Annotated in this window: 19 protein-coding genes; 5 read left to right on the forward strand and 14 right to left on the reverse strand. The window is 65.2% G+C overall.

Annotated elements, in window-relative coordinates:
- Window positions 1–60: 60 nt before the first annotated feature.
- Window positions 61–936 (forward strand): energy transducer TonB, encoded by an 876-nt coding sequence (locus AC1Q5P_RS15915; RefSeq protein WP_492519466.1) that lies wholly within the window; start codon window positions 61–63, stop codon window positions 934–936.
- Between the two features lie 168 nt (window positions 937–1,104).
- Here the strand turns inward: AC1Q5P_RS15915 and AC1Q5P_RS15920 are convergent, their stop codons facing one another.
- From AC1Q5P_RS15920 to AC1Q5P_RS15935, 4 genes are read right to left on the reverse strand one after another with little or no spacing between them, the layout of a single operon-like run.
- Window positions 1,105–1,788, reverse strand: coding sequence for a glutathione S-transferase family protein (locus AC1Q5P_RS15920; RefSeq protein WP_062347572.1), 684 nt, complete (start codon window positions 1,786–1,788; stop codon window positions 1,105–1,107).
- A gap of 16 nt (window positions 1,789–1,804) precedes the next feature.
- Window positions 1,805–2,464, reverse strand: coding sequence for a CoA transferase subunit B (locus AC1Q5P_RS15925; RefSeq protein WP_492519467.1), 660 nt, complete (start codon window positions 2,462–2,464; stop codon window positions 1,805–1,807).
- Window positions 2,465–2,488: 24 nt separating this feature from the next.
- Window positions 2,489–3,352: a hypothetical protein gene (locus AC1Q5P_RS15930; RefSeq protein WP_039337166.1), complete on the reverse strand. Its 864-nt coding sequence runs from the start codon at window positions 3,350–3,352 to the stop codon at window positions 2,489–2,491.
- Entirely contained in the window at window positions 3,349–4,059 is a 711-nt protein-coding gene (locus tag AC1Q5P_RS15935; protein WP_039337164.1) for a CoA transferase subunit A, read from the reverse strand. Before AC1Q5P_RS15935 ends, AC1Q5P_RS15930 begins: the two co-directional genes overlap by 4 nt.
- A 94-nt stretch (window positions 4,060–4,153) precedes the next feature.
- Here AC1Q5P_RS15935 and AC1Q5P_RS15940 point away from each other — a divergent pair, with 94 nt between their 5' ends.
- Window positions 4,154–5,035 carry a LysR family transcriptional regulator gene (locus AC1Q5P_RS15940; protein WP_492519468.1) on the forward strand — a complete coding sequence of 294 codons (882 nt, stop codon included), beginning with the start codon at window positions 4,154–4,156 and terminating at the stop codon, window positions 5,033–5,035.
- 63 nt (window positions 5,036–5,098) lie between these two features.
- Here AC1Q5P_RS15940 and AC1Q5P_RS15945 read toward each other — a convergent pair whose 3' ends face one another.
- The 5 genes from AC1Q5P_RS15945 to lgt form a co-directional block, all read right to left on the reverse strand.
- Window positions 5,099–5,920 carry a cytochrome c1 gene (locus tag AC1Q5P_RS15945; protein ID WP_492519469.1) on the reverse strand — a complete coding sequence of 274 codons (822 nt, stop codon included), beginning with the start codon at window positions 5,918–5,920 and terminating at the stop codon, window positions 5,099–5,101.
- 32 nt (window positions 5,921–5,952) lie between these two features.
- Entirely contained in the window at window positions 5,953–7,245 is a 1,293-nt protein-coding gene (locus AC1Q5P_RS15950; RefSeq protein ID WP_193827535.1) for a cytochrome b, read from the reverse strand.
- Window positions 7,246–7,256: 11 nt separating this feature from the next.
- Complete coding sequence (gene petA, locus AC1Q5P_RS15955; RefSeq protein ID WP_039337156.1) at window positions 7,257–7,820, reverse strand: ubiquinol-cytochrome c reductase iron-sulfur subunit; 564 nt, start codon at window positions 7,818–7,820, stop codon at window positions 7,257–7,259.
- Between the two features lie 287 nt (window positions 7,821–8,107).
- The gene (locus AC1Q5P_RS15960) at window positions 8,108–9,154 is read right to left on the reverse strand and encodes a class I SAM-dependent methyltransferase (RefSeq protein WP_492519470.1); all 1,047 of its coding nucleotides are present in this window, start codon (window positions 9,152–9,154) and stop codon (window positions 8,108–8,110) included.
- Entirely contained in the window at window positions 9,151–10,038 is an 888-nt protein-coding gene (lgt, locus tag AC1Q5P_RS15965; protein ID WP_427468026.1) for a prolipoprotein diacylglyceryl transferase, read from the reverse strand. Before lgt ends, AC1Q5P_RS15960 begins: the two co-directional genes overlap by 4 nt.
- Before the next feature lie 179 nt (window positions 10,039–10,217).
- Between lgt and AC1Q5P_RS15970 the strand changes: the two genes are divergently transcribed.
- Complete coding sequence (locus AC1Q5P_RS15970) at window positions 10,218–11,921, forward strand: class I adenylate-forming enzyme family protein (RefSeq protein WP_492519471.1); 1,704 nt, start codon at window positions 10,218–10,220, stop codon at window positions 11,919–11,921.
- Window positions 11,922–11,943: 22 nt separating this feature from the next.
- On the opposite strand, the gene AC1Q5P_RS15975 is transcribed toward AC1Q5P_RS15970, so the two are convergent.
- The 3 genes from AC1Q5P_RS15975 to AC1Q5P_RS15985 are packed head-to-tail and all read right to left on the reverse strand — an operon-like array spanning window position 11,944 to window position 13,883.
- Window positions 11,944–12,435, reverse strand: a complete 492-nt coding sequence (locus AC1Q5P_RS15975; RefSeq protein ID WP_039337149.1) for an asparaginase domain-containing protein — start codon at window positions 12,433–12,435, stop codon at window positions 11,944–11,946.
- Between the two features lie 33 nt (window positions 12,436–12,468).
- Window positions 12,469–13,236: a hypothetical protein gene (locus AC1Q5P_RS15980; protein ID WP_492519472.1), complete on the reverse strand. Its 768-nt coding sequence runs from the start codon at window positions 13,234–13,236 to the stop codon at window positions 12,469–12,471.
- The gene (locus AC1Q5P_RS15985; protein WP_082013464.1) at window positions 13,236–13,883 is read right to left on the reverse strand and encodes an RNA polymerase sigma factor; all 648 of its coding nucleotides are present in this window, start codon (window positions 13,881–13,883) and stop codon (window positions 13,236–13,238) included. The genes AC1Q5P_RS15980 and AC1Q5P_RS15985 overlap by 1 nt, the downstream gene beginning before the upstream one ends.
- 306 nt (window positions 13,884–14,189) lie before the next feature.
- On the opposite strand from AC1Q5P_RS15985, the gene AC1Q5P_RS15990 reads away from it, so the two are divergent.
- Window positions 14,190–17,366, forward strand: coding sequence for a beta strand repeat-containing protein (locus AC1Q5P_RS15990; RefSeq protein WP_492519473.1), 3,177 nt, complete (start codon window positions 14,190–14,192; stop codon window positions 17,364–17,366).
- Window positions 17,367–17,437: 71 nt separating this feature from the next.
- Here the strand turns inward: AC1Q5P_RS15990 and AC1Q5P_RS15995 are convergent, their stop codons facing one another.
- Window positions 17,438–18,763 carry a family 1 glycosylhydrolase gene (locus AC1Q5P_RS15995; RefSeq protein ID WP_492519474.1) on the reverse strand — a complete coding sequence of 442 codons (1,326 nt, stop codon included), beginning with the start codon at window positions 18,761–18,763 and terminating at the stop codon, window positions 17,438–17,440.
- Window positions 18,764–18,849: 86 nt separating this feature from the next.
- Complete coding sequence (locus AC1Q5P_RS16000) at window positions 18,850–19,761, reverse strand: LysR family transcriptional regulator (RefSeq protein WP_492519475.1); 912 nt, start codon at window positions 19,759–19,761, stop codon at window positions 18,850–18,852.
- Between the two features lie 156 nt (window positions 19,762–19,917).
- Between AC1Q5P_RS16000 and AC1Q5P_RS16005 the strand changes: the two genes are divergently transcribed.
- Complete coding sequence (locus tag AC1Q5P_RS16005) at window positions 19,918–21,207, forward strand: tetratricopeptide repeat protein (protein WP_492519476.1); 1,290 nt, start codon at window positions 19,918–19,920, stop codon at window positions 21,205–21,207.

Here is a 21,207-nt window from a genome sequence, read left to right on the forward strand (position 1 = left end):
TAGCCCCACTTGCGAGAGCGGGGCTTTCTGTTTCTCTTGTTCGTGACTAAGCTAATGTACATGAACAAGACTTCCCGGACGCTGGGCACGTATGCCGCCATCTTCGCGATGGCAGCGATCCCGCGGCCGCTGCTCGCCTCCACGCCCGAAATGCTGTCCTCTCGCACTGCATGGATCGTGCACTATGCCGATGACAGCTGCCGCCTCGGCCGGGAGTTCGGTGCCGAGGGCGACAAGATCATGGTCATGCTCGACCAGTTCGCGCCGGGCGACGTCTACCACATAACCTTGGCAGGGAAGGGCACGGAGCGGCTGGGAAAGACCGGCAGCGATGCCGACATGGGTTTCGGCCCGGAGCTGGCTCTGCAGAAGCAGGTGGGTCTGATGCGAGGCACGAATACGGCGGGCGAGCCGGTCGTGGTGCTCGGGCCGCTCGACTTGCTCAACCGCGATTCTGAAGGGGCCCATCCGCCTGCGACTGCAGCCGAAGTTGCGAAAATTCGCGAGTTGCGGATCAGGAGAAAGTCGGAGGACCTGACCTTCAGACTGGGAACGATGACTTCGGCACTGGCTGGAATGAGGACCTGCACCGCGGATCTCGTCAAGCTGTGGGGGCTTGATCCGGTCCAGCAACAGAATCTCGCCAGCCTTCCTGCTCCTCTGACGTCTCCAAGCAAATGGCTGAAGTCGTCCGACTATCCGAAGAAGGCGCTGCGCAAGAACGAGCAGGCCCTCGTCAGCTTCAGGCTGATGATCGACGCAAGCGGGACGCCGACGCTCTGCCGGATTCAGGTCGCCACCCAATCGCCCGAGTTCAAGGAGCTCACGTGCGAGCTGCTGATGAAGCGCGCCCGCTTCGAGCCTGCGAGGGACCGGTCGGGCACCGCTGTGCCCAGCTATCACGTCAACACGGTGAGATGGATTGTCGCCGACTGAGTTGCATGCCATGCAACTGCAAATCCGTCCTTCGCACTTGCAGAATCGGGCTCGGAATCGCACATAGGAGAGGCCTTTCAGGCATCCTCTCCCAAACTTTCCAAGGCTGGTCTTCGGACCGGCCTTTCTTTTTGCGCAATTGACTCGTGGGAAGGTAGCTGTGGCCTGTCAGGCCCTGCGATAGTCCGCGATGATCTCGCCACATTCGGCCAGCTCGGCCTCGTGGCCTTCCTCGCGCCACGCTTCGTCCAGTGCCTCCGCTTCCCACTGCCGCATTGCCGGGTGGTCGAGCATGTGATCGACCCAGGCCTGTCCTTGCCCGACATCGAGGCCATAGGTGCGGATGCGAAAGGCGACGGGGGCGAAGAAGGCATCCAGCGCGGTGAAGGCGGAGCCGGCGAGCCATGGGCCGCCAAAGCGCTCCAGCCCTTCCTCGAAGATCTCGCGCACCCGCGCCACGTCACGCACGAGGGCAGGCCGCATCGGGCGAGGCGTGACCCGCACCCCGACATTCATCGTGCAGTCGTTGCGCAGCGCCGAGAAGCCGCCGTGCATTTCGGCCACGGCGCAAATGGCGAAGGCGCGCGCCGCTTCATCGGCGGGCCAGACGCCGTCGTGCCGCTCGGCCAGGTAGAGCGCGATGCCCAGCGAATCCCACACGGTCCGCGCGCCATCGAGCAGGACCGGCACCTGCCCGGTAGGCGAGAAGGCACGAAACTCATCGTAGTTTGAGGGCTTGGTGAAAGGCTCGACCCGATCGGTGAAGGCAATGCCGAGCGCCTTCATCAGCACCCATGGTCGCAATGACCAGCTCGAATAATTCCGGTTCGCCGTGATCAGGACATAGCTCACCGGGACACTCCTCTTGTCATTCGACGTAATGCGCCGTCGTGCGGGCGCGGACCTCCTCGGCCGATACGCCCGGCGCGCATTCGATCAGCTTGAATGGGGAATTGTGGTCGGGCCGGTGGAAAACCGCAAGGTCGGTGACGATCATGTCGACCACGCCCTTGCCGGTAAGTGGCAGGGTGCAGGCGGGGATGAACTTGGGGTCGCCGTTCTTGGCGCAGTGTTCCATGACCACGATGATCTTCTTGACGCCTGCGACGAGATCCATCGCGCCGCCCATGCCCTTGATCATCTTGCCCGGGATCATCCAGTTGGCGATGTCGCCATTTTCGGCCACTTCCATCGCACCCAGCACGGTCAGGTCGATCTTGCCGCCGCGGATCATCGCGAAGGACTGCGCACTGTCGAAATAGGCCGAGTGCGGCAGCTCGCTGATGGTCTGCTTGCCGGCGTTGATCAGGTCGGCGTCCTCTTCCCCCGCGTAGGGGAAGGGGCCGATGCCGAGCATGCCGTTTTCGGACTGCAAGGTCACGGTCATGCCGGCTGGCACGTGGTTGGCCACCAGCGTCGGGATGCCGATGCCGAGGTTCACGTAGAATCCGTCCTGCAGTTCGCGCGCTGCGCGCGCTGCCATCTCGTCGCGGGTCCAGCCGGTCTTCAGCCCGTCATGCGTGGTCATCGGTCTAAGCTCTTTCGTGTCGGATCACTTGATGGGGGGCGGCGCCAGGAACCAGCCTGCGCCGATGAATTGTTCGAGCGCGATGCCGACCGGACCGTCGGGATTGCGCAGATAATCGAAAACCTCGTCGAAATCGGCCTTGCGATCACCCACGATGGCCAGGACGCACCACTCCGCGTCGGCTCGGTCAAGCAGTTGCTGCTTGCGCGTTTCGGCTCCTGAGAGGAGCATCACCTTGTCGATGCCGAGCGGGTCCAACCCGGTCGCCTTGAGCGTCGTGCCAAGCCGCTTGGACTGCGTCTGCGGCAATGAGGCGACCCAGACCACTGCCGTACCGGTGCCGCGAATGCGCCGGAGATGATTGGCAAGCCCTGGTTCCGGCGCAGGCGGATCGTCCAGATCGAAGGTGCCCGTGCCGGGATCGAGATCGATCAGCACGGCGCTGCGCTGGTCGGCGCAGGCTCGCATCCGGGGAACCTCGACCAGACTGCGCTGGTCGAGCAACGCCGATTTGCGGACCTTGCCAGTCCTGCCGGCCTCCGCCTGTGCCAGCACATAGGCGGCCATCGCCGCATAGGGATCTGCGCTGTCGGCCAGAGCGCCTGCCATCCCTGCGGGCTGAGCAGCAGGGGGCTGAACCGGAATTGGTGGGGCAGGCTCGGCCTCGGCAACGGCCGGAGCCAGCAGCGGCGGAACAGCGGAAACCCCTTGGCCAATCGAGACTTCGGGGCGTGGCGTCGTGGCAGAGGCTTCGCCGCCGCCCTTTCCCTTGGCAGCCTTGGCCCCCAGCGCACCGGTTGCTGCCAGCGGCGCGATGGCGGCAGCGACGCAGCCCGAAAGCTGCGTTGCCGCCAGCGCCGCCAGCAGGGGCAGCGCGCGACGGATCACGCGGCCTCCCGCTCGCGCACGGTGCGGAACTCGATCTTCTTGTCGTAAGGCGCGCCGACGATCATGCGCTGCACATAGACGCCGGGAAGGTGAATGCTGTCCGGGTCAAGCGAGCCTGCGGGCACGACTTCCTCGACCTCGACCACGCAGACCTTGCCGCAGGTGGCAGCGGGCACGTTGAAGTTGCGTGCAGTCTTGCGGAACACGACGTTGCCAGTCTCGTCTGCCTTCCACGCCTTGACCAGCGCGATGTCGGCGAAAATGCCGCGTTCGAGGACATATTCCTGTCCGTCAAAAATCTTGGTTTCCTTGCCCTCGGCAACGAGCGTGCCGACGCCGGTCTTGGTGTAGAAGCCGGGAATGCCGGCGCCGCCAGCGCGCATGCGCTCTGCCAGAGTGCCTTGGGGGCAGAATTCGACTTCGAGTTCGCCCGAGAGGTACTGCCGTTCGAACTCCTTGTTCTCGCCGACATAGCTGGAGATCATCTTCCTGACCTGCCGCGTGCGCAGCAGCTTGCCGATGCCCTCGTTGTCGATTCCGGCATTGTTCGAGGCGAAGGTGAGGTCCTTGACGCCCGAATCGCGCACGGCATCGAGCAAGCGCTCTGGAATGCCGCAAAGACCGAAACCGCCGCAAGCAATCAGCAGGCCATCGCGCAACAGGCCATCGAGCGCAGCAGTGGCATCGGCATAGAGCTTCTTCGACATCGGCAGACTCTCCTTTTCGCCTGAGGTGCTAGCACAGGATACAAATTGAAAAGAGCGATTGTTTTTTATCACAATCGATAACAGTCTCTGATCAATGAAACGGATTGCGATCTACCACCTGGAAACGCTGCTGTGGATCGCGCGGCTTGGCACCTTTCGCGCTGCGGCCGAAAGGCTGAACACCACGCAGCCCGCCATATCCGCCCGCGTGCGCGAGATCGAGGAGCAGTTGGGCATCGCGATCTTCCGCCGGGAGGGGCGCAACATGGTGTTGACCGCGCGCGGGCGGCGGCTGGTGCAGGAGTGCGAGCCGCTGTGGGCAGGGTTCGAAAAGGCGCTGCTGACGGCGTCCGGCTTCGAGGGCGCCAGCGGTGTCGTGCGGATCGGTTCAGGCGAGATTGCCGCAGCATCGTGCCTGCCGGGCTTCGTCCATGCAATCGAGCGAGACCTGCCTGGGGTGACGCTGGAACTGGAGCTGGACCTGACCGCGCGCATGTTCCAGCAACTGCTTGGCGGGACAATAGATCTGGCCTTTCTCGCCGGGCCCGTTGCGAGCCCGGGCATTCGGACCACGCCTATCGGTTCAGTCGGTCTCGTCTGGGCAGCGAGCGCGCGGACGGCAGCGGCGGGCGGCTTTGCCAATGCCTTGCCGGTGTGGTCGATTCCGGATCTCTCGCCGCTGCACGGCGTGACGATGGAGACGCTCGAAGCCAACCGCGTCACGCCGCGCTCGATCGGCACCTGCAACAACGTGCGCACGTTGATCGATATCGTTACCGGCGGCGGCGGCGCGGCAGTGCTGCCCGAGCCGATGGTGCGGCCACTGCTGGAGGCGGGCATACTGGCCGAGGTTCTGCCGCCTCCCGCCCGCAAGATCCGCTTCGAAGTGGCCATCCGCAACACCGAGAGCGATCCGCTGGTGCTGGAACTGTTCCGGCGGGCGAGCGAGCTGAGGATCGATGGCACGCCCGACTGACACACGAAAAAGGCCACCGTTTCCGGTGGCCTCGTTCGTTTCGCCTGTTAGGCCTTAAAAGGCTTATTCGCCCTTCTTGTCGGCCCAGACGTTCTTCTTGGCAAGGTATGCCAGAACCGTGGCGACCAGCAGGAAGCCAAGGACGGCCCAGCCGGTCTGCTTGCGCTTGTCCAGCTTGGGTTCGGCGGACCAGATCAGGAAGGCCGAGACGTCCTGAGCCATCTGGTCGACGGTTGCCTTGGTGCCATCCGAATAGGTCACCTGACCCTCGCCGGTCAGCGGCGCTGGCATCGAGAGGTTCAGGTTGGCAAAGTACGGGTTGTAGTACAGTCCATCCGGAGTCTTGGCATCCGGGAACTTCTTGAGCAGCTCGGCAGGCTGTTCCTGATAACCGGTCAGCAGCGAGGCGACGTAGGCGCCACCGTTGTGACGGGCCTTGGTGATCAGCGACAGATCCGGCGGGCTGCCCTGGCCGGCGTAGTACACGGTCGGGAAGTAGTCCGACGGGATGTTGTCACGCTCTGCGCGCTCACCGGTCTTCGCGTCGAAGGTGGGCTGCTTGGTGCCCCACTCCTTGGCGATCGCCTTCACTTCGGCTTCCGAGTAGCCGAGGGCGGCGAGGTCACGGAAGGCGACGTGCTTGAGCGAGTGACAGGTGGCGCAGACTTCCTTGTAGACCTGGAAGCCGCGCTGCAGCTGCTGCTTGTCGAACTTGCCGAAGGCACCGTCGGACGCGAACTTCACGTCCTTGGGGTGCAGGTGGAACTCGTGCTCTGCCGTGGGGGCAGCGGGTTCCGAGATCGCCGAGTAGGCGCCATTGCCGAACGACCAGAGCAGTGCGACGGCGAAGAAGAGGCCGACTAGGGGGCCAAAAAGACGGACCATGGGGTTCTCTTTCTCTTGCGCTTCGTACCGGCTCAGGCGGCCGCGGGGTTGGCGTTGAGCACTGCGCTCTCATCCTTGCCGAGCACGGCTTCGGTGATCGAGAACGGAAGCGGTTCCGGCTTCTCGATCGACGAGACGATCGGCAGGATGATGAGGAAGTGCGCGAAGTAGTACAGCGATGCCAGCTGGCTGAGCATCACGTAGGGCTCTTCGGCCGGAGCGCCACCGCAGTAGAACAGCACGGCCATGGTCGGGATCAGGCCGAACCAGAAGAACTTGCGGAACAGCGGACGGTAGTGGCCCGAACGCACCGGCGAGGTATCCAGCCAGGGCAGGAAGAACCACACCAGGATCGCGCCGAACATCGCCAGCACGCCCATGAGCTTCGCCGGAATGAAGAAGAAGTCATAGGTGAAGGCGCGCAGGATCGCGTAGAACGGCCAGAAGTACCATTCCGGAACGATGTGCGCAGGCGTCGAAAGCGGGTTTGCCGGGATGTAGTTGTCCGGGTGACCCAGCGCGTTCGGTGCGAAGAACAGCACAGCGCAGTAGATCAGCAGGAACACGCCCAGACCGAAGCCGTCCTTCGCCGTGTAGTACGGGTGGAACGGAACGGTGTCGCTTTCGCTCTTCACTTCGACGCCGGTCGGGTTCGACGAGCCGGGGATGTGCAACGCCCAGATGTGCAGGATGATGACACCCGCGATCACGAAGGGCAGCAGGAAGTGCAGGCTGAAGAAGCGGTTGAGCGCAGCGTTGTCGGGCGCATAGCCGCCCAGCAGCCACACCTGCAGCGGTTCGCCGACGACCGGGATCGCGCCGAACAGGCCGGTGATGACCTTGGCACCCCAGAACGACATCTGGCCCCAGGGCAGCACGTAGCCCATGAACGCCGTTGCCATCATCAGCAGGAAGATGACGACGCCGAGCAGCCAGATCATCTCGCGCGGGGCCTTGTACGAGGAGTAGAAGAAGCCGCGGAAGATGTGGAGATAGACGACGACGAAGAACGCCGAAGCGCCGTTGGCGTGCGCGTAGCGCAGCATCCAGCCCCAGTTCACGTCGCGCATGATGTGCTCGACGCTGTCGAAGGCAACGCCAGCGTTCGCGGCATAGTGCATCGCGAGGATGACGCCGGTCACGATCTGAAGCACGAGGCAGAAGCCGGCGAGAACGCCGAAGTTCCACATGTAGTTCAGGTTGCGCGGAACCGGATAACCAGCGCCGACTGCGTTGTAGACGAAGCGGGGCAGCGGCAGCTTCTCGTCAAGCCACTGCGTCAGGCCATTGGCCGGCTTGTATTCGTTTGCCCAGGGAAAGCTCATGTTGCCTGTCCTCAGCCGATCTTCACGACAGTGTCGGAGATGAATGCATATTCGGGCACCTCGAGGTTCTTCGGTGCCGGACCCTTGCGGATGCGTGCGGCGGTATCATAGTGCGAACCGTGGCACGGGCAGAAATAGCCGCCAAACTCGCCCTTCACTTCACCTTCGCCCGCGCCCAGCGGCACGCAGCCGAGGTGGGTGCAGACGCCCATGGTGATGAGCCAGTTGGTCTTGCCTTCCTTGGTGCGCTCTTCCAGCGTCTGCGGATCGCGCAGCGAGGATGCATCCACCTTGTCGGCGGCAGAGACTTCTTCCGGCGTCAGGTTGCGGATGAACACCGGCTGCTTGCGGAACACCGCCTTGATCGCCTGGCCCGGCTGGATCGCCGAAATGTCTATTTCGGTCGAGCTCTGCGCCAGGACGTCCGCCGACGGCGCCATCTGACTTACCAGCGGGACCAGCACGGCAGCGCCGCCAACCCCCGCAAAACTCACCGCCGCGATATTGATGAAATCGCGCCGGCGCACGCCTTCTTCGGCCTGTGCCGAAGTGTCGATGCTTGCCTGTTCAGCCATTGAAATTCCCTGCCTGCTGCCGCCGCGCACGCGGATCGCGCACGGTCCAACTTGCCCCTTTGGAACGGCTCTGGAAATTGCCCATGGGGCTAACCACATGAACACCGGAACCGCACGGGAACCGGGCACGCGCAAATGCACGGCCCCGGCCCCCACTTGGCGCGCCTGATAGACGCAAAGCCACGGCTTTGCCAACAGGCATTTTGGTGCGGGAAACAGCCCTTATCAGGCCCTGTATTTCCGGGCGATTTCAAGCTTGCGACAATGGGTGGGGCGCGGTTGGCGCCTCAGGCGAATCCGGCGCCCTGTGGCCAATGCGGCCCTGCGAGTCCCATGACCTTGAACAGGACACCCATCTGCCCTTCGCCAGTCAACCGTTCGCGCGCGGCCTGGATTGCCTCGGCATGGGGCGGCGCATAGGCCGCCAGCGCGTCTGCCCGCGCATCGATCCCCAGCGCGCGCAGCCAGCGCCCCTGTTCGACCGTGCCGAGCCATTGCACTCCGCGCGACAGCGCGATCGGAGCCAGTGCCGAAAAATCGACATGCGCGGTCAGGTCCGCGTCGCCCGGATTGGAAAAGACATCGACCTTGCGATGCGCGCGCACCGCCTGGAGCGAGGAGCCGGTGCGGGGTTCGGCATGGCCATAGTCGATGAACAGCGCGGCGCCGCCCTGCCCGGCCAGCCTGCCCGCCACTTCGTAGACGACCGCTGTCGAAGCCGGGGATGTTTCGAGAATCGTGCCTTCCGGTGCTTCATGCCGCCCCTGCGGCACGGCGGCATCCATCGGCGCCGTCCCTGCGACCGGGATCAGGCGCCCGTCGGCAATGCCGACCATGCGTTCGCGCCAGCCAGCCGGCGTGCGCACAAGCTGACGCACCGGCAGCGCATCGAGGAACTCGTTGGCAATGATCAGCAGGGGGCCGTCGGTCGGCAAGGTCGACAGGTCGGCATGCCAGAAGGCTGCGGGATGGAGTTCGAGCTGCAGCGCCTTGAGCGCGGTGCTCGTCTCCACGAAATGCACGCGGGGCGTCAGGCCATAGCGGCGCGCCGCGCCCAGCGCATCGCGTGCCAGCGTGCCGCGCCCCGGCCCAAGCTCGACATAGTGAATCGGCTCGGGCCGCCCGGCGCGAATCCAGATGTCGGCCATCCACAGGCCGATCAGTTCGCCGAACATCTGGCTGATTTCGGGCGCGGTGATGAAATCGCCCGCCGTTCCGAAAGGATCGCGGCTGGAGTAATAGCGCGCGTTGGATTCTGCCATGTAGTGCGCCACGCTGATCGGACCGGTATTGGCGATCAGGCGGGCGAAGGTCTCCAGCAGCGATGCACTCACGCCGGAAGCGCTCCGCCCGTTGCCACGGGTTGGCGCATCAAGCCGCGCAGCAGGAAGAACAGACCCACGGCCATCATCGGGACGGTCAGCCACTGCCCCATCGAAAGGCCGCTCTGCATGGCAAGGTCCAGCAGCTGGGCATCGGGCTCGCGGAAGAACTCGACGGTGAAGCGCGACAGGGCATAGCCCAGCGTGAAGGTGCCGACGAGCAGGCCGGGCCGCCAGCGTGCCCTGGTCTTCCAGAACAGCACAAGCAGGACGATCGCCAGCACGAGTCCTTCCAGGATGGCCTCGTAGAGCTGGCTGGGGTGACGGGCGACCGGTCCGCCGCCGGGGAAAACCATCGCCCAAGGCACGCCGGGACCGGCCTCGCGGCCCCACAGTTCGCCATTGGCGAAGTTTGCCAGACGGCCGAACAGCAGGCCAAACGGCACGCAGACCGAGATGTAGTCGCACACTCGCACGAAGTTGAGCTTGCCGCGCCAGGATACCCAGGCGATCGCCAGCACAGTGCCGATCAACCCGCCGTGGAAGCTCATCCCGCCTTCCCACAGCTTGATCAGGTTCTCCGGATGCGTCAGCAGTTCGGGGGCATAGAAGATCGCATAGCCCAGCCGCCCGCCCAGGATGATGCCGAGCGTTGCATAGAAGAACAGGTCGTCGGCATGGCGCTGCGCCATCGGCGCACCGGGCTGACGCAGCATCTTCAAAAGGTGCCAGTAGCCCAGAACGATCCCGGCAAGATAGGCCAGCGAATACCATTTGAGCGCAAAGAACCCGAGATCGAGCGCGATCGGCCCGACGCCCAGATCCTCCCAGCGAATCGGCGCATGTCCGGCAGTTGCGGATGCCGACGCTACGGCAAGCGCGGTTGCTGTTGACACTAGTGACAGCAAGAGATGAACTCCCTAGAACTTTCAGGACAGAATGTTTTGGTTGGCCCGTTTTCGTGCTGTCAAACGCGCCCGATGAGGTAACGTATTGGCACAGGGAAAAGGTTGCAGGCAAACCCGAAAAAGGCGCGAAACAAGACAGCGTCAGGGTGAGGAGACGAAAGGGTAACATGAAGACCGAGCTGGACCTCGCCATGGACAGCGCCTTTGGCGCGCTCACTGCCGAAGGTGGCATGTTCCACACCGTCCCCATCGAGCGGTTCGGGCAGCAGTTGCCGATGATCGCCGCCGCACCGCCGCACCTGCCGGCCTACTTTGCCTACTTCTGCGCGACGCAGGGTGAGAAGACCTTCATCGTCGATGGTGACACCCGCCTGAGCTTTGCCGATGTCTACAAGGCGGCGCGCCATGTCGCGGGTGGTCTGGTCGAAGGGCTGAAGCTGCAGAAGGGCGAACGCGTCGGGCTGGCGGCACGCAATTCGGCCAACTGGGTCATCGCCTACATGGGCGTGCTGATGGCAGGCGGTTGCGCCACCCTGCTCAACGGCTGGTGGCAGGGCGAGGAACTGGCCCACGGCATCGATCTGGTGAAGTGCCGCTTCGTCATTGCCGACGCTGCGCGTGCCGCCCGGCTCGAAGGTCACGCGCACGGCGCGCAGCTCCTGCCGATGGGCCACGATTGCCCTTACGAAGAGGGCCTTGCCGCGCTGCTCGCAAACGGTGGCGGAATGGAAACCATCCTGCCCGACCTTACCGGAGACGATCTGGCCACGGTGCTGTTCACCTCGGGCTCCACCGGCATGGCCAAGGGCGCCTATTCCGATCACCGCGGTGTCGTGCAGGGCACGATGAACTACGTCTGCCAGTCGGCGGCGATGCTGGCGATCCTGACGGCGCGGGGCGAAGGCCCGGCAGAAGGTTCGCAGCCGGTAACGCTGGTAAACGTGCCGCTGTTCCATGTGACCGGCGAAGTGCCGGTGTTCCTCCAGTCCTTCGCGCTGGGTCGCAAGCTGGTACTGATGCCCAAGTGGGACGCAGTGGAGGCAATGCGCCTGATCGAGCGCGAGAAGGTGACCTACTTCGTCGGCGTACCGCTGATGAGCTTCGAGATCGCCACCCATCCGGACCGCGACAAGTACGATCTTTCGACCTGCGTCTCGTTCGCCGCCGGTGGCGCGCCGCGCCCGGTCGAGCACGTCGACCGCATCCGCAAGGCACTGCCCCATGCCTTCCCGTTGCTGGGCTATGGCCTGACCGAGACCAATGGCGTCGGCTGCGGCAACCTGAACGAGAACTACCTCGCCAAGCCCGGCAGCACCGGCACGGCCTCGCGCCCGCTGGTCGATCTCGCCATCCTCGACGATGATGGCAAGCCGCTGCCGCAAGGCCAGGTTGGCGAGGTATCGATCCGCTCGATCTGCAATTTCCTCGGCTATTGGGACAACGAGAAGGCCACACGCGAAGCGATCATGCCCGATGGCTACTTCCGTACTGGCGACCTCGGTTACCTCGATCCGGAAGGCTACCTGTTTATCGTCGACCGCAAGAAGGACATCATCATTCGCGGTGGCGAGAATATCTCGTGCATCGAGGTGGAAAGCGCGATCTACGCTCACCCCTGCATCGCCGAGGCCAGTGTGTTCGGCCTGCCCGACGAGAAGTTCGGCGAAGTGCCCGCCGCCGTTTACCTTGCGAAGGAGGACTGCTCGGCCACCGAGGAGGAACTGCGCGAATTCCTCAAGGCGCACATCGCGCCATTCAAGATCCCGGTGCGTTTCTGGGAAGTGACGGAACCGCTCCCACGTCTCGGCACCGAGAAGGTCGACAAGCGCACCCTGCGCGAACGCTATACCAAGGAATTCCTTACGGTTTGACCGGCTGGGCAGGTTCGTGAGGTCAGACGCTCACGAACTTGCCGGCCGCGCGGTCCTTGCGAACCTTGAGGCCATCGAACACCTGGCCGCTCATCGCGATCCACACGCCGGGCGCCGCCACCTGCGCCGTGGCGAAGGCCATGCCGAGATTGAAGTGCGCGTCGGTCTCGGCAAAGCGCGCCGGTGACAGGGCGCCCGTCAGCACGATGGTCTTGCCGGCAATGTCGCTGAGCGCCTTGGCCGTTTCGGTCATCGTATCCGTGCCATGGGTAATGACGACATGGCGCTCGGGCGCCTCGCGCACCGCGGCGGCAATAAGCGCGCGGTCGGCGTCGGTCAGTTCGAGGCTGTCCTTGCGCATCAGTTCCATCACCCGGAACGGCAGCGCCACGCGCGCCTCGGCGATCAGCGCCGGGATTCCGCTCTCGACGATCTGGTATTCGCTCAATGCGTCGAAATAGGCCTTGTCGATGGTGCCGCCGGTGGTCAGCACGAGGATCGGTTCTTGTTGCATGGCCAAGCCCTTAGCCCAGCGTCAGGGCTGCGGCTAGTTGCCCGGCGGGGGAGGTGGCGGCGGGGCGGACCCCGTTGTCTGGCTGGGCAGCGCCTGCCCGCCCGGAAGGCCTGCGCCCGGCGCCCCGCCCGAAAAGCCCCAGCCCTGCTGCGGTGCCGGCGGTCCCATCAAACCGCGCGGCAATGCCGGGCGGGGCGAAGGGTCGGAAGTAGGCCCGGCAGTCTCGCGCGAGGGCTGCGCCGGGGTCGACGCAAGCTGCGCTTCGGGCACTGCCACGGGCGGCGCTACCGGGACCGACTCCTGTGCATCCGGCCTCTTTTCAGCCGCCGCACCGCTTCCGCGCGCCGCCGGAGGCAGGGGGACTTGCGCCAATTGCACCGGAGTTTCTGCCGCAGGCACCGCGATTGCGGAGGGCTGGGCTGCGGGTTGCTGCCGCGCCATCACCGTGGCTGGCCCGCCCGGTTGAACCGGGTTGTGCGCTGGCTGGCCAAGCAGCACGACGGCGGCAATAGCTGCCGCAGCAGCGGCAAGGCCGCCCACGGCAAACCGCACGCGCGAAGGCGCAGCCACCCGAGCGGGGCGAGCTTCAGCGCCAGTGAATGGAATCACCTGCGCCGTTTCGCGCGGCGTCGACGGCTCTGCAAGGGGTGCGGCTTCGGCGGGAAGCTGCGGCAACGCCGTAGCCTGTGCCACGATCCGCGCCGCAAGCCCCGGCGGCATTGCAGGACGCGGCGCCTTGTTCAGCATCGCATCAAGCGCCGCGCTGGCCTTCGCGGGGGAGACGGGAACCTCGCGCGCCATCACGCGTGGGCCTCGAGATCGGCACAACCGACGTCGCGCGCTTCCAACAGCGTGCGCATCTGCCTGCGGGCCCTGAACAGCAGCGATTCCATCGCCTTGATATTGAGATCAAGCACCTCGGCTGCAAGGGCGTTGGAAAAACCTTCGTAATAACAAAGGACCAATGCTGCGCGATAACGCTCTGGCAAGTCCGCCAGCGCGGCTGCCACCGCCCGGGATGCCTGGTCGGCCTCGATTCGGCGATCGGCGAGAGGCGTTTCGTCAGCCGGATCGGGCAACGCCTCGACCGTAACCACGCGGAAGCGGCGCTTGCGATCGAAGCACAGGTTCATCGTCACGCGGTGCAGCCAGCCGACAAGGCCAGCGCCGGTCGGCGTCCAGCGCGGGGCGTTCTGCCACAGGCGGGCAAAGCAGTCCTGCAGCACGTCCTCGGCCTCGGCCGCATCGGACAGCATGCGCATGGCCACGCGATAGAGCGCGGGCGAATGGCGATCGACCAGCAGCGTGAAGGCGTCGACCGACCCGCGCGCAACCTCGCGCATGAGGGCCGCGTCATCCAGCGCCTCGCGATGGATCGGATCCGCAGCGGGAATCGGGCTGTCCTCAGCCGACACCGCTTCCGAGCGCAGATCGCCGTAGAAGGTCAAGGATACCCGCCGTTTCGCACCAATCCCCGGCCCAAGCGCAGGGGATTCCACGTACCCTGCCTGCCAGTTCCCAAGTGAACAACAGATTTACGGGAACTTAAGACACGGTTCGTCGCAATTATTTGCACGCCCCGGCGAAGGGTTGGCCGGCGCGCTCCGTTAGGTCCCGCGGAGGCAACCGGCTTTGCGGCCACAAGTCCTCCGACCTGTCGATCGGACAGCGGGGCCTGCCTCGCCATCCGGCACTCGGCCCGCGCCGACCGCACCCCGGCGCGGGCCATCTTTATCGGAATTCATGAGGGGTTTATGGACCGTCTTCACAGCACAACCATTCTGTCGACGCTGACTGGAGCCTCTCTGGCTCTCGTCCTCATGGCGCCTCAGGCGGCCCATGCCGACACCACCGTCAGCACCAGCACCACCGCGCCGCTCAAGACCTCGACCGCCGGGAACGTCACCGTCGCCAGTGGCGGCACCATCACGCTGGGCTCGGGCGGCACCGCGGTCACGGTCGATTCGAACAACACCGCCACCGTCGCATCGGGCGGCACCATCACCAACACCGGCGGCAAGGACGGCGACACCGGAATCACCGTCGAGGCCGGGCGCAACACCACGGTGACCAACGGCGGCACGATAACCGTGACCGAAAGCTTCAACGGCGCCGATACCGACAACAACGGCACCGTCGATGGCCCGATCGCTTCGGCCAGCAACCGCTATGGCATTCTGGTCGGCGCAGGCGCGACGACCACGGCAACGCTCAAGAACACCGGCACGATCACCGTCGAAGGCCTCAATTCGGGCGGCATGGTCGCCAAGTCTGACCTCACCGGCAGCGTTTCCAATACCGGCACGATCAAGGTACTGGGCGACAACAGCGTCGGCATCGGCACCAGGGGCGTGTCGGGCAACGTGACGGTCGAAGGCACCGTTGCCGTGGTCGGCGCGGGCGCGCAGGGCCTTGTCGTTGGCGGCAATGTCGGCGGCGCGGTGCGCATACAGGGCGCGATCTCGCAAAGCTCGTCCTACACCAATGACGCCGGCACCACGAAGACGCTTTCCCGCACCGACTTGCGCACCGGCAAGGCCGCAGTGGAGATCGGCGGCAGCGTCGCGGGCGGCATCCTGCTCGACGCGGCCCCCTATGACCTCGACAGCACCAAGACCGACGAGGACAACGACGGCGTGGCCGATGCCTCCGAAGTCACCGGCACGATCAACTCGGTCGGCAACAGCCCCGGCATCCTCGTTGGCGCGGCGAGCGACATCGTGATCGGCAAGGTCAAGGGTCGCGACGGCGAGTTCTCGCTCGCGCTCGACGGCAACGTCACGGCCAATGCCGTCTACAGCAATACCGATGCCTATGCGGTCGTGATCGGCGGCAAAGGTGGCACGGTGACCATGGCCAACGGCATCGGCGTCTCGGGCACGGTCAGCGCGACGACGGTCGACCAGAAGGCAGTCGCCATCCTGATCAACGAAGGCTCGACCGTGCCCAGCCTGTCGAACAGCGGCACGATCAAGGCCACGCTGTCCTCGCCGGGCGAAGGCACTGCCTATGCCATCCAGGACAAGTCGGGCACGCTGACCAGCCTCGACAACACCGGGTTCATCTCGGTTTCGGGGACAAGCGGCGATGACCTGCGCGCGATCGACCTGACCGCCAACACCAGCGGCGTGACGATCAAGCAGTACCTCAACGCGATCGACAAGAAGGCGCAGGACGCCGAGAAGGCCGCCAGCGGCTACAACTCCGCCAACCCGACGATCTACACCTCGATCACCGGCAACATCCACACCGGCAGCGGCAATGACGTGCTCGACGTGGCTTCGGGCCGGATCTTCGGCAACAGCTTCCTCGGCGCGGGCAACGATTCGGTCCTGCTTTCGGGCGACAGCGGCTATGTCGGCAACATCGATTTCGGCGCGGGCACGGCCACGATGACGATGGGTGACACCGCCTTCTTCATCGGCAAGCTGGACATTGGCGGAAACGCGGGAACGCTCACCCTTGGAGGGACCTCGATCTTCTCGGGTACCCTTGCCAATGCTGGCCAACTGGACGTCACGGTCAACGGCGGCAGGTTCGGCGCAAGCAGCGCGGCGACCCTCTCATTTGACAGCCTCACCGTGAACTCGGGCGGTGCGCTCAACGTCTATATCGACGGCAGCACGGGCACCTCCTCCCTGATCGACGTCAACACCGCGACCTTCGCCACCGGCTCGAAGGTCACCGCCACGATCACTTCGCTCGACAAGGCGGTCGGCAACTACACTTTCCTCAAGGCAGACACGCTGACCGGTGCGCCGGTGTTCGATGCAACCAACACCCAGCTGCCGGTCCTGTTCAACGGCGCGATCAACCGCGTCGGCGAGACCCTGGTGCTGGCCGTGACGCGCAAGACCGCGGCGCAGCTTGGCCTGACCGCGCCGCAGGCCGCCGCCTATGATGCGATCTACAAGCAGGGCACGGCCGTGGCCAACCTTGGCAGCAGTTTCCTGCAAGTGGAGGATGCTGCCGCGCTGCAGGGCCAGTTCAATCAGCTCCTGCCCGACTATGCCGGTGGCGTGTTCGATTTCGTCACCCGTTCGGGCCGGATCGCATCGCGCCACCTGATGGACGACAGCTCGATCTTCGGCATCAGCGAAGTCGGCGGCTGGTTCGAACCGGTCTACTTCCGCGGGACCAAGGACCAGACCGGCACGGCGGCGTTCGAGGTCAAGGGCTGGGGCCTGTCGGCCGGGCTGGAGCGCGATATCGGCGCGGGCTATCTCGGCCTGTCGTTCCTTTATACCAAGGGCGACATCACCACCTCGGACTACCAGAAGACCGATGCGAGCAACTACGAGCTTGGCCTGTTCTGGCGTCTCGCTTCCGGTCCGTTCTACGCCTTTGCCAAGGCCTCGGGCGGCCGTGTCTCGCTGAATTCGACGCGGCAGTTCACCGGCGCCGTCAATGGCTCTGCTCTTACGTACACCGCCAATGGCCGGTGGAAGGGCTGGACCGTAGGCGGCCAGGGCGGCGTGTCCTACCGTGCCGATCTCGGCGGCAACCTCTCGCTCAAGCCGATGGCCAAGTTCGATTACTACCGCCTGAGCGAAAAGGGCTACACCGAGACCGGCAGCGAACAGATCGCGCTGTCCGTCGCCAAGCGCACCTCGGACCTGCTGACCGGCACCGGAAGCCTCACTGCCGCATGGAGCGCGGGCGAGGTCAACCGCGACGAGCGCCCGCTCACGCTTGAGCTGGAAGGCGGCTACCGCGCACGGCTCGCCGGAACGCTCGGCGATACGGTGGCGAACTTCGAGGACGGCGACCAGTTCCGCCTGGTGGCCGACCGCATGAAGTCAGGCTGGACGTCCGAAGCGCGCCTGCTGATGGGCGGCATGGACTACACCTGGCAGCTGGCCGGCGGTGCCGAACAGATCCAGGGCGGCGTCGATTACTCGATCCGCGCCTCGCTCAGCATCGCGTTCTGATCGAAGCGACATCGAAAAGGGGCGGGCGGCAGGACAAACTGCCGCCCGCTTCGTTTCGGACCTCTTTCGTTTCAAACCAGCGCGTTCGCCCTGGCGATCGCCCCCAGCACGCCAGCGCTCGGCTTGGCCTTCCGCTCGAACGTCACCGGGTCATAGCTGGCGAGACCGAACTTGGGCCGGTAGCCGAAGATCCACTCGAAATTGTCGACCAGCGACCAGTGGCAGTAACCGATCACCGGCACGCCATCGTCGATCGCCTGCTTGAGGCCCGCGAGCGAAGGCGGAATGAACGCGGCGCGCACCGCGTCGTCATCAATGCCGACGCCGTGCTCGGAGACCAGCACCGGCACGCCCGTCGCCGCATGGGCATACCGCACGGCGCCCGCCAGTGACGGTGGCCAGACTTCCGTACCTGAAAAATTGCGCATGCCGCCTTCGGGCGGAGGAAGCCTGCCCTTGTCGCCCCACAAGGCGCGCTCGTAGTTCTGCACGCCGATGAAGTCGTCGGCCCTGGCCACTTCAAGCCACGACCCGTAAAGCTCGCTACGCATGCGATCGCGGATTGAGTTCTTGCCCACCGCCTGATCGTCCAGCATCGCCAGCGATACGCCGACCGGAAGGTCCGGCCGCACCGCCTTGATCGCCGCGCGGCCCGCCTTGTGCGCGGCCAGCAGACCGACCTGCAGTGCCGGCAGGTCTTCATAAGCCGCCACGTTGCCGCAAACCATTTTTTCCACGCCGAGCCGCTTGGCCGCCGTATCGAGCGTCAGCTTCTGGATGTCCCACACCGGCTTTGGAAGCATGGGCTTGAGCAGCAACAAGATGTTGGGCTCATTCAGCGTGATCGCACTGTGCATCTGCTCGCCCATCGCCTGCGTCACGCGGGTGCAGTAGCGGGCGAACAGCTCGGCGCTTTCGGGGTTGGTCCAGCCGCCTTGCGCGCTGAACCACAGGGGCGCGCTGAAGTGGCTGTAGGTGACGACCGGTGCGAGTCCCCGCGCCCGGCAGCCTTCGACGATCCGCCGATAGTGCCCCAGCATGCCCGTGCTGAACCGCCCCTTGACCGGCTCGATCCGCGCCCATTCCACCCCGAAACGATAGGTGTTGAGCCCGATCGACTTGGCCAGGTCGAGGTCACGCTCCCACAACAGGAAACTGTTGGCCGCATCGCCCGAAGGCTCGGCAAAGACGGTGGGCTGCTGGTGTTCGAGATACCACAGGTCTGACGTGGTATTGTTACCCTCGATCTGGTGCGGCGCGGTCGATGCGCCCCATAGGAAACCCTCGGGAAAGCGTGGGCTGGGGGCCGGTTTGCGGGTGGCCTTCGCAGACAGCGAGGCACCGCTTGCAGCAAGGGCAGCAACGCCCCCGGCGAGAAGGGAACGGCGATCGATCATGGTTTCTCCCAAGGCTTTGCCGCCCGGCCTACGCCGCGCAAGCCATCAGGTAAAATAACCGATTATCGCCCCGTTATCGGCCCAGCCTATGCCTCGGCGAGGACATCCAGCATCGCCCGCCCCAGCGGCGGCAGTCCCCGCTCCGCCAGATAGCGCACGCCCACGCTGCGCTCGAAGGTCGCCTCGCCGATCGCAATGGCCCGCAACACGCCGATGGTCAGCTCTGCCGCCGCTACCGTACGCGGCAGGATCGTCACGCGGTCGCTATGGCGGACGATGGCCTTGGTCGTCAGCAGTGAATCGCAGCGGATCACGTTCTGCGGCACGGCCACACCGGCAGCCAGGAACAGCGCATCGACCTGGCGCCGGAACGCGCCTTGCGCCTCGGGCAGGACCCACGGCAAGTCGGCCACCTCGCGCAGCGAAACACTGTCGCCCAAGGCATCGTGCCGCCGCCCCACGATCAGGGCAAAGGAATCGCGCGAGGCCGTCACTTCAACCAGATCCGGCGAACAGGCTTCGATCTCGGTCGTCACGAAGGCAAGGTCGAGCGAACCCTTGCGCAGAAGATCGGTCAGTTGCGGATCGGGCCGCTCGATCACGCTCAGCGCGAAGGGACCGACGCGCTCCTCCAGCCGCGCCACTGCCTGCGGCAACAGGCTGACCAGCGCACCGGGCGTCCCGCCGATCCGCAAAGGGCCGGCCACATTGCGCGCGGCGTGGTCCACCTCGACTGCCGCCGTCTCCAGCAGCCGCACCATCGCCTCGGCCCGCTCGCGCAGTGCTTCGCCCTCGCGCGTCAGCACGATACCGCTTCGCGACCGCACGAACAGCGTCACCCCCAGCCGCTGCTCCAGCAGCGAGATCGTGTTCGAAACTGACGGCTGCGAGATATTCAGCGCCCGCGCCGCGCCACTGATCGATCCGGTCTCGCACACCCGCCAGAACGTGGCGACAGCACGGGGATCAAGGCGGAGGCGCGAAGGGGGCTTGCTCATGACTCTGGCTTAGCCTGCAAGCATAGCCTGTGTCTATGTGATAAGCCTCAGGGATCTACCCTACGGGCCTTGTCACCCCCGTGACGATCATTGTCATCGGACATCGCGCACCCCCCGCGATAGCTGGAATGCCATCATCCAGTCGCGAGGGGTACGATGGCGACCAAGCACCTTTTCCTGCAGGCGACGGCCTGCGCCATGGCCGTGGCGGCCGCGCTGCCAATGCCCGCGTTCGGCCAGGCGAACGAAGCCGAAGCCCGCTATGCTGCGCTTGCCGCGCAGGAGCGCCAGAAGGCCGGAGACCCGGCGTTCGACTACGCCCTCGGTCTGGCAGCGTCGGACGCCGGGCACTATGGCGAAGCCATCGTCGCCCTGCAGCGGGTGCTTGCCCGCCAGCCCGACAATGCCCCGGCCCGCGCCGAACTCGCCCGCGCCTATGCCCTGGCCGGTGACATAGACACCGCCCGCAGCCAGTTCGCCACCGTGGTCGACGATCCGACCATCCCCGACCCGGTCCGCCAGCGCTTCACCGGCTTCGTCCGCCAGTTCGACAGGCAGATCAAGGGCGGCGGCTCCGACCTTTCGGGCTTCGCGGAAAGCGCTTTCGGGCACGACAGCAACATCAACTCCGCCACCCAGCTCACCTCGATCACCATCCCGCTGTTTGCCGCGCTTGGCCCCGGCACCCTGGGCAACAACGCCCGCGCCCAGAAGGACAAGTTCTACGACATCTCAGGCGGCATCTCGGGCGTCAGCGCGATAAGTCGGCAGGACCGCGTGTTCGGCTCGCTCCTCGGCAACTTCCGCGACAATCTGGACTCTGCCGCCTTCGATCAGGCCAGCCTCACCGGGACGGCAGGCTTTGCCCACACGTTCGCCAACCGCGATGTCGCCTCGCTTTCGGGGCAGGTGCAGAAGTACTGGCTCGGCCACAAGGGCTTCCGCACCGCCTATGGCGCGATCGGCCAGTACACCCACATGCTGAGCGGCGGAAAGGCACTGTCCGCCTCGGTGCAGTACACCCGCTTCGATTACGACCGCGACCCCTTGCGCGATGCTGACCGCTTCGCCGTGGGCCTCGGCCTCGCCGCCCGCCAGTTCTCCGTCAACCTGATCGGCGGGCACGAGGAAACCCGCGCGCAGGCCGGCGATGCCGGATCCAACACGTTCGCCGGAGCCAGCGCCGGTGCCGAGATCCAGATCGCGCCCAAGGTCGCGGTGGTCGGTGGCGTGGCCTTCGACTTGCGCCGCTATGACCGCGCCGATCTGCTGTTCATGCGCAAGCGCCATGACGAGCGCGTCGACGTGACCGCTGCCGTCAAGTTCGCCATCCTGCCGCGCCTGTTCCTCCAGCCCAAGGCCGCCTGGTCGCGCAACTGGTCGAACATCGCCCTCTACGATCACGAACGCTGGACCGTGCAGGCCGGCGCGCGCTTCGAATTCTGA

The organism is Novosphingobium sp. GW835-FHT14H07 (assembly GCF_058793515.1).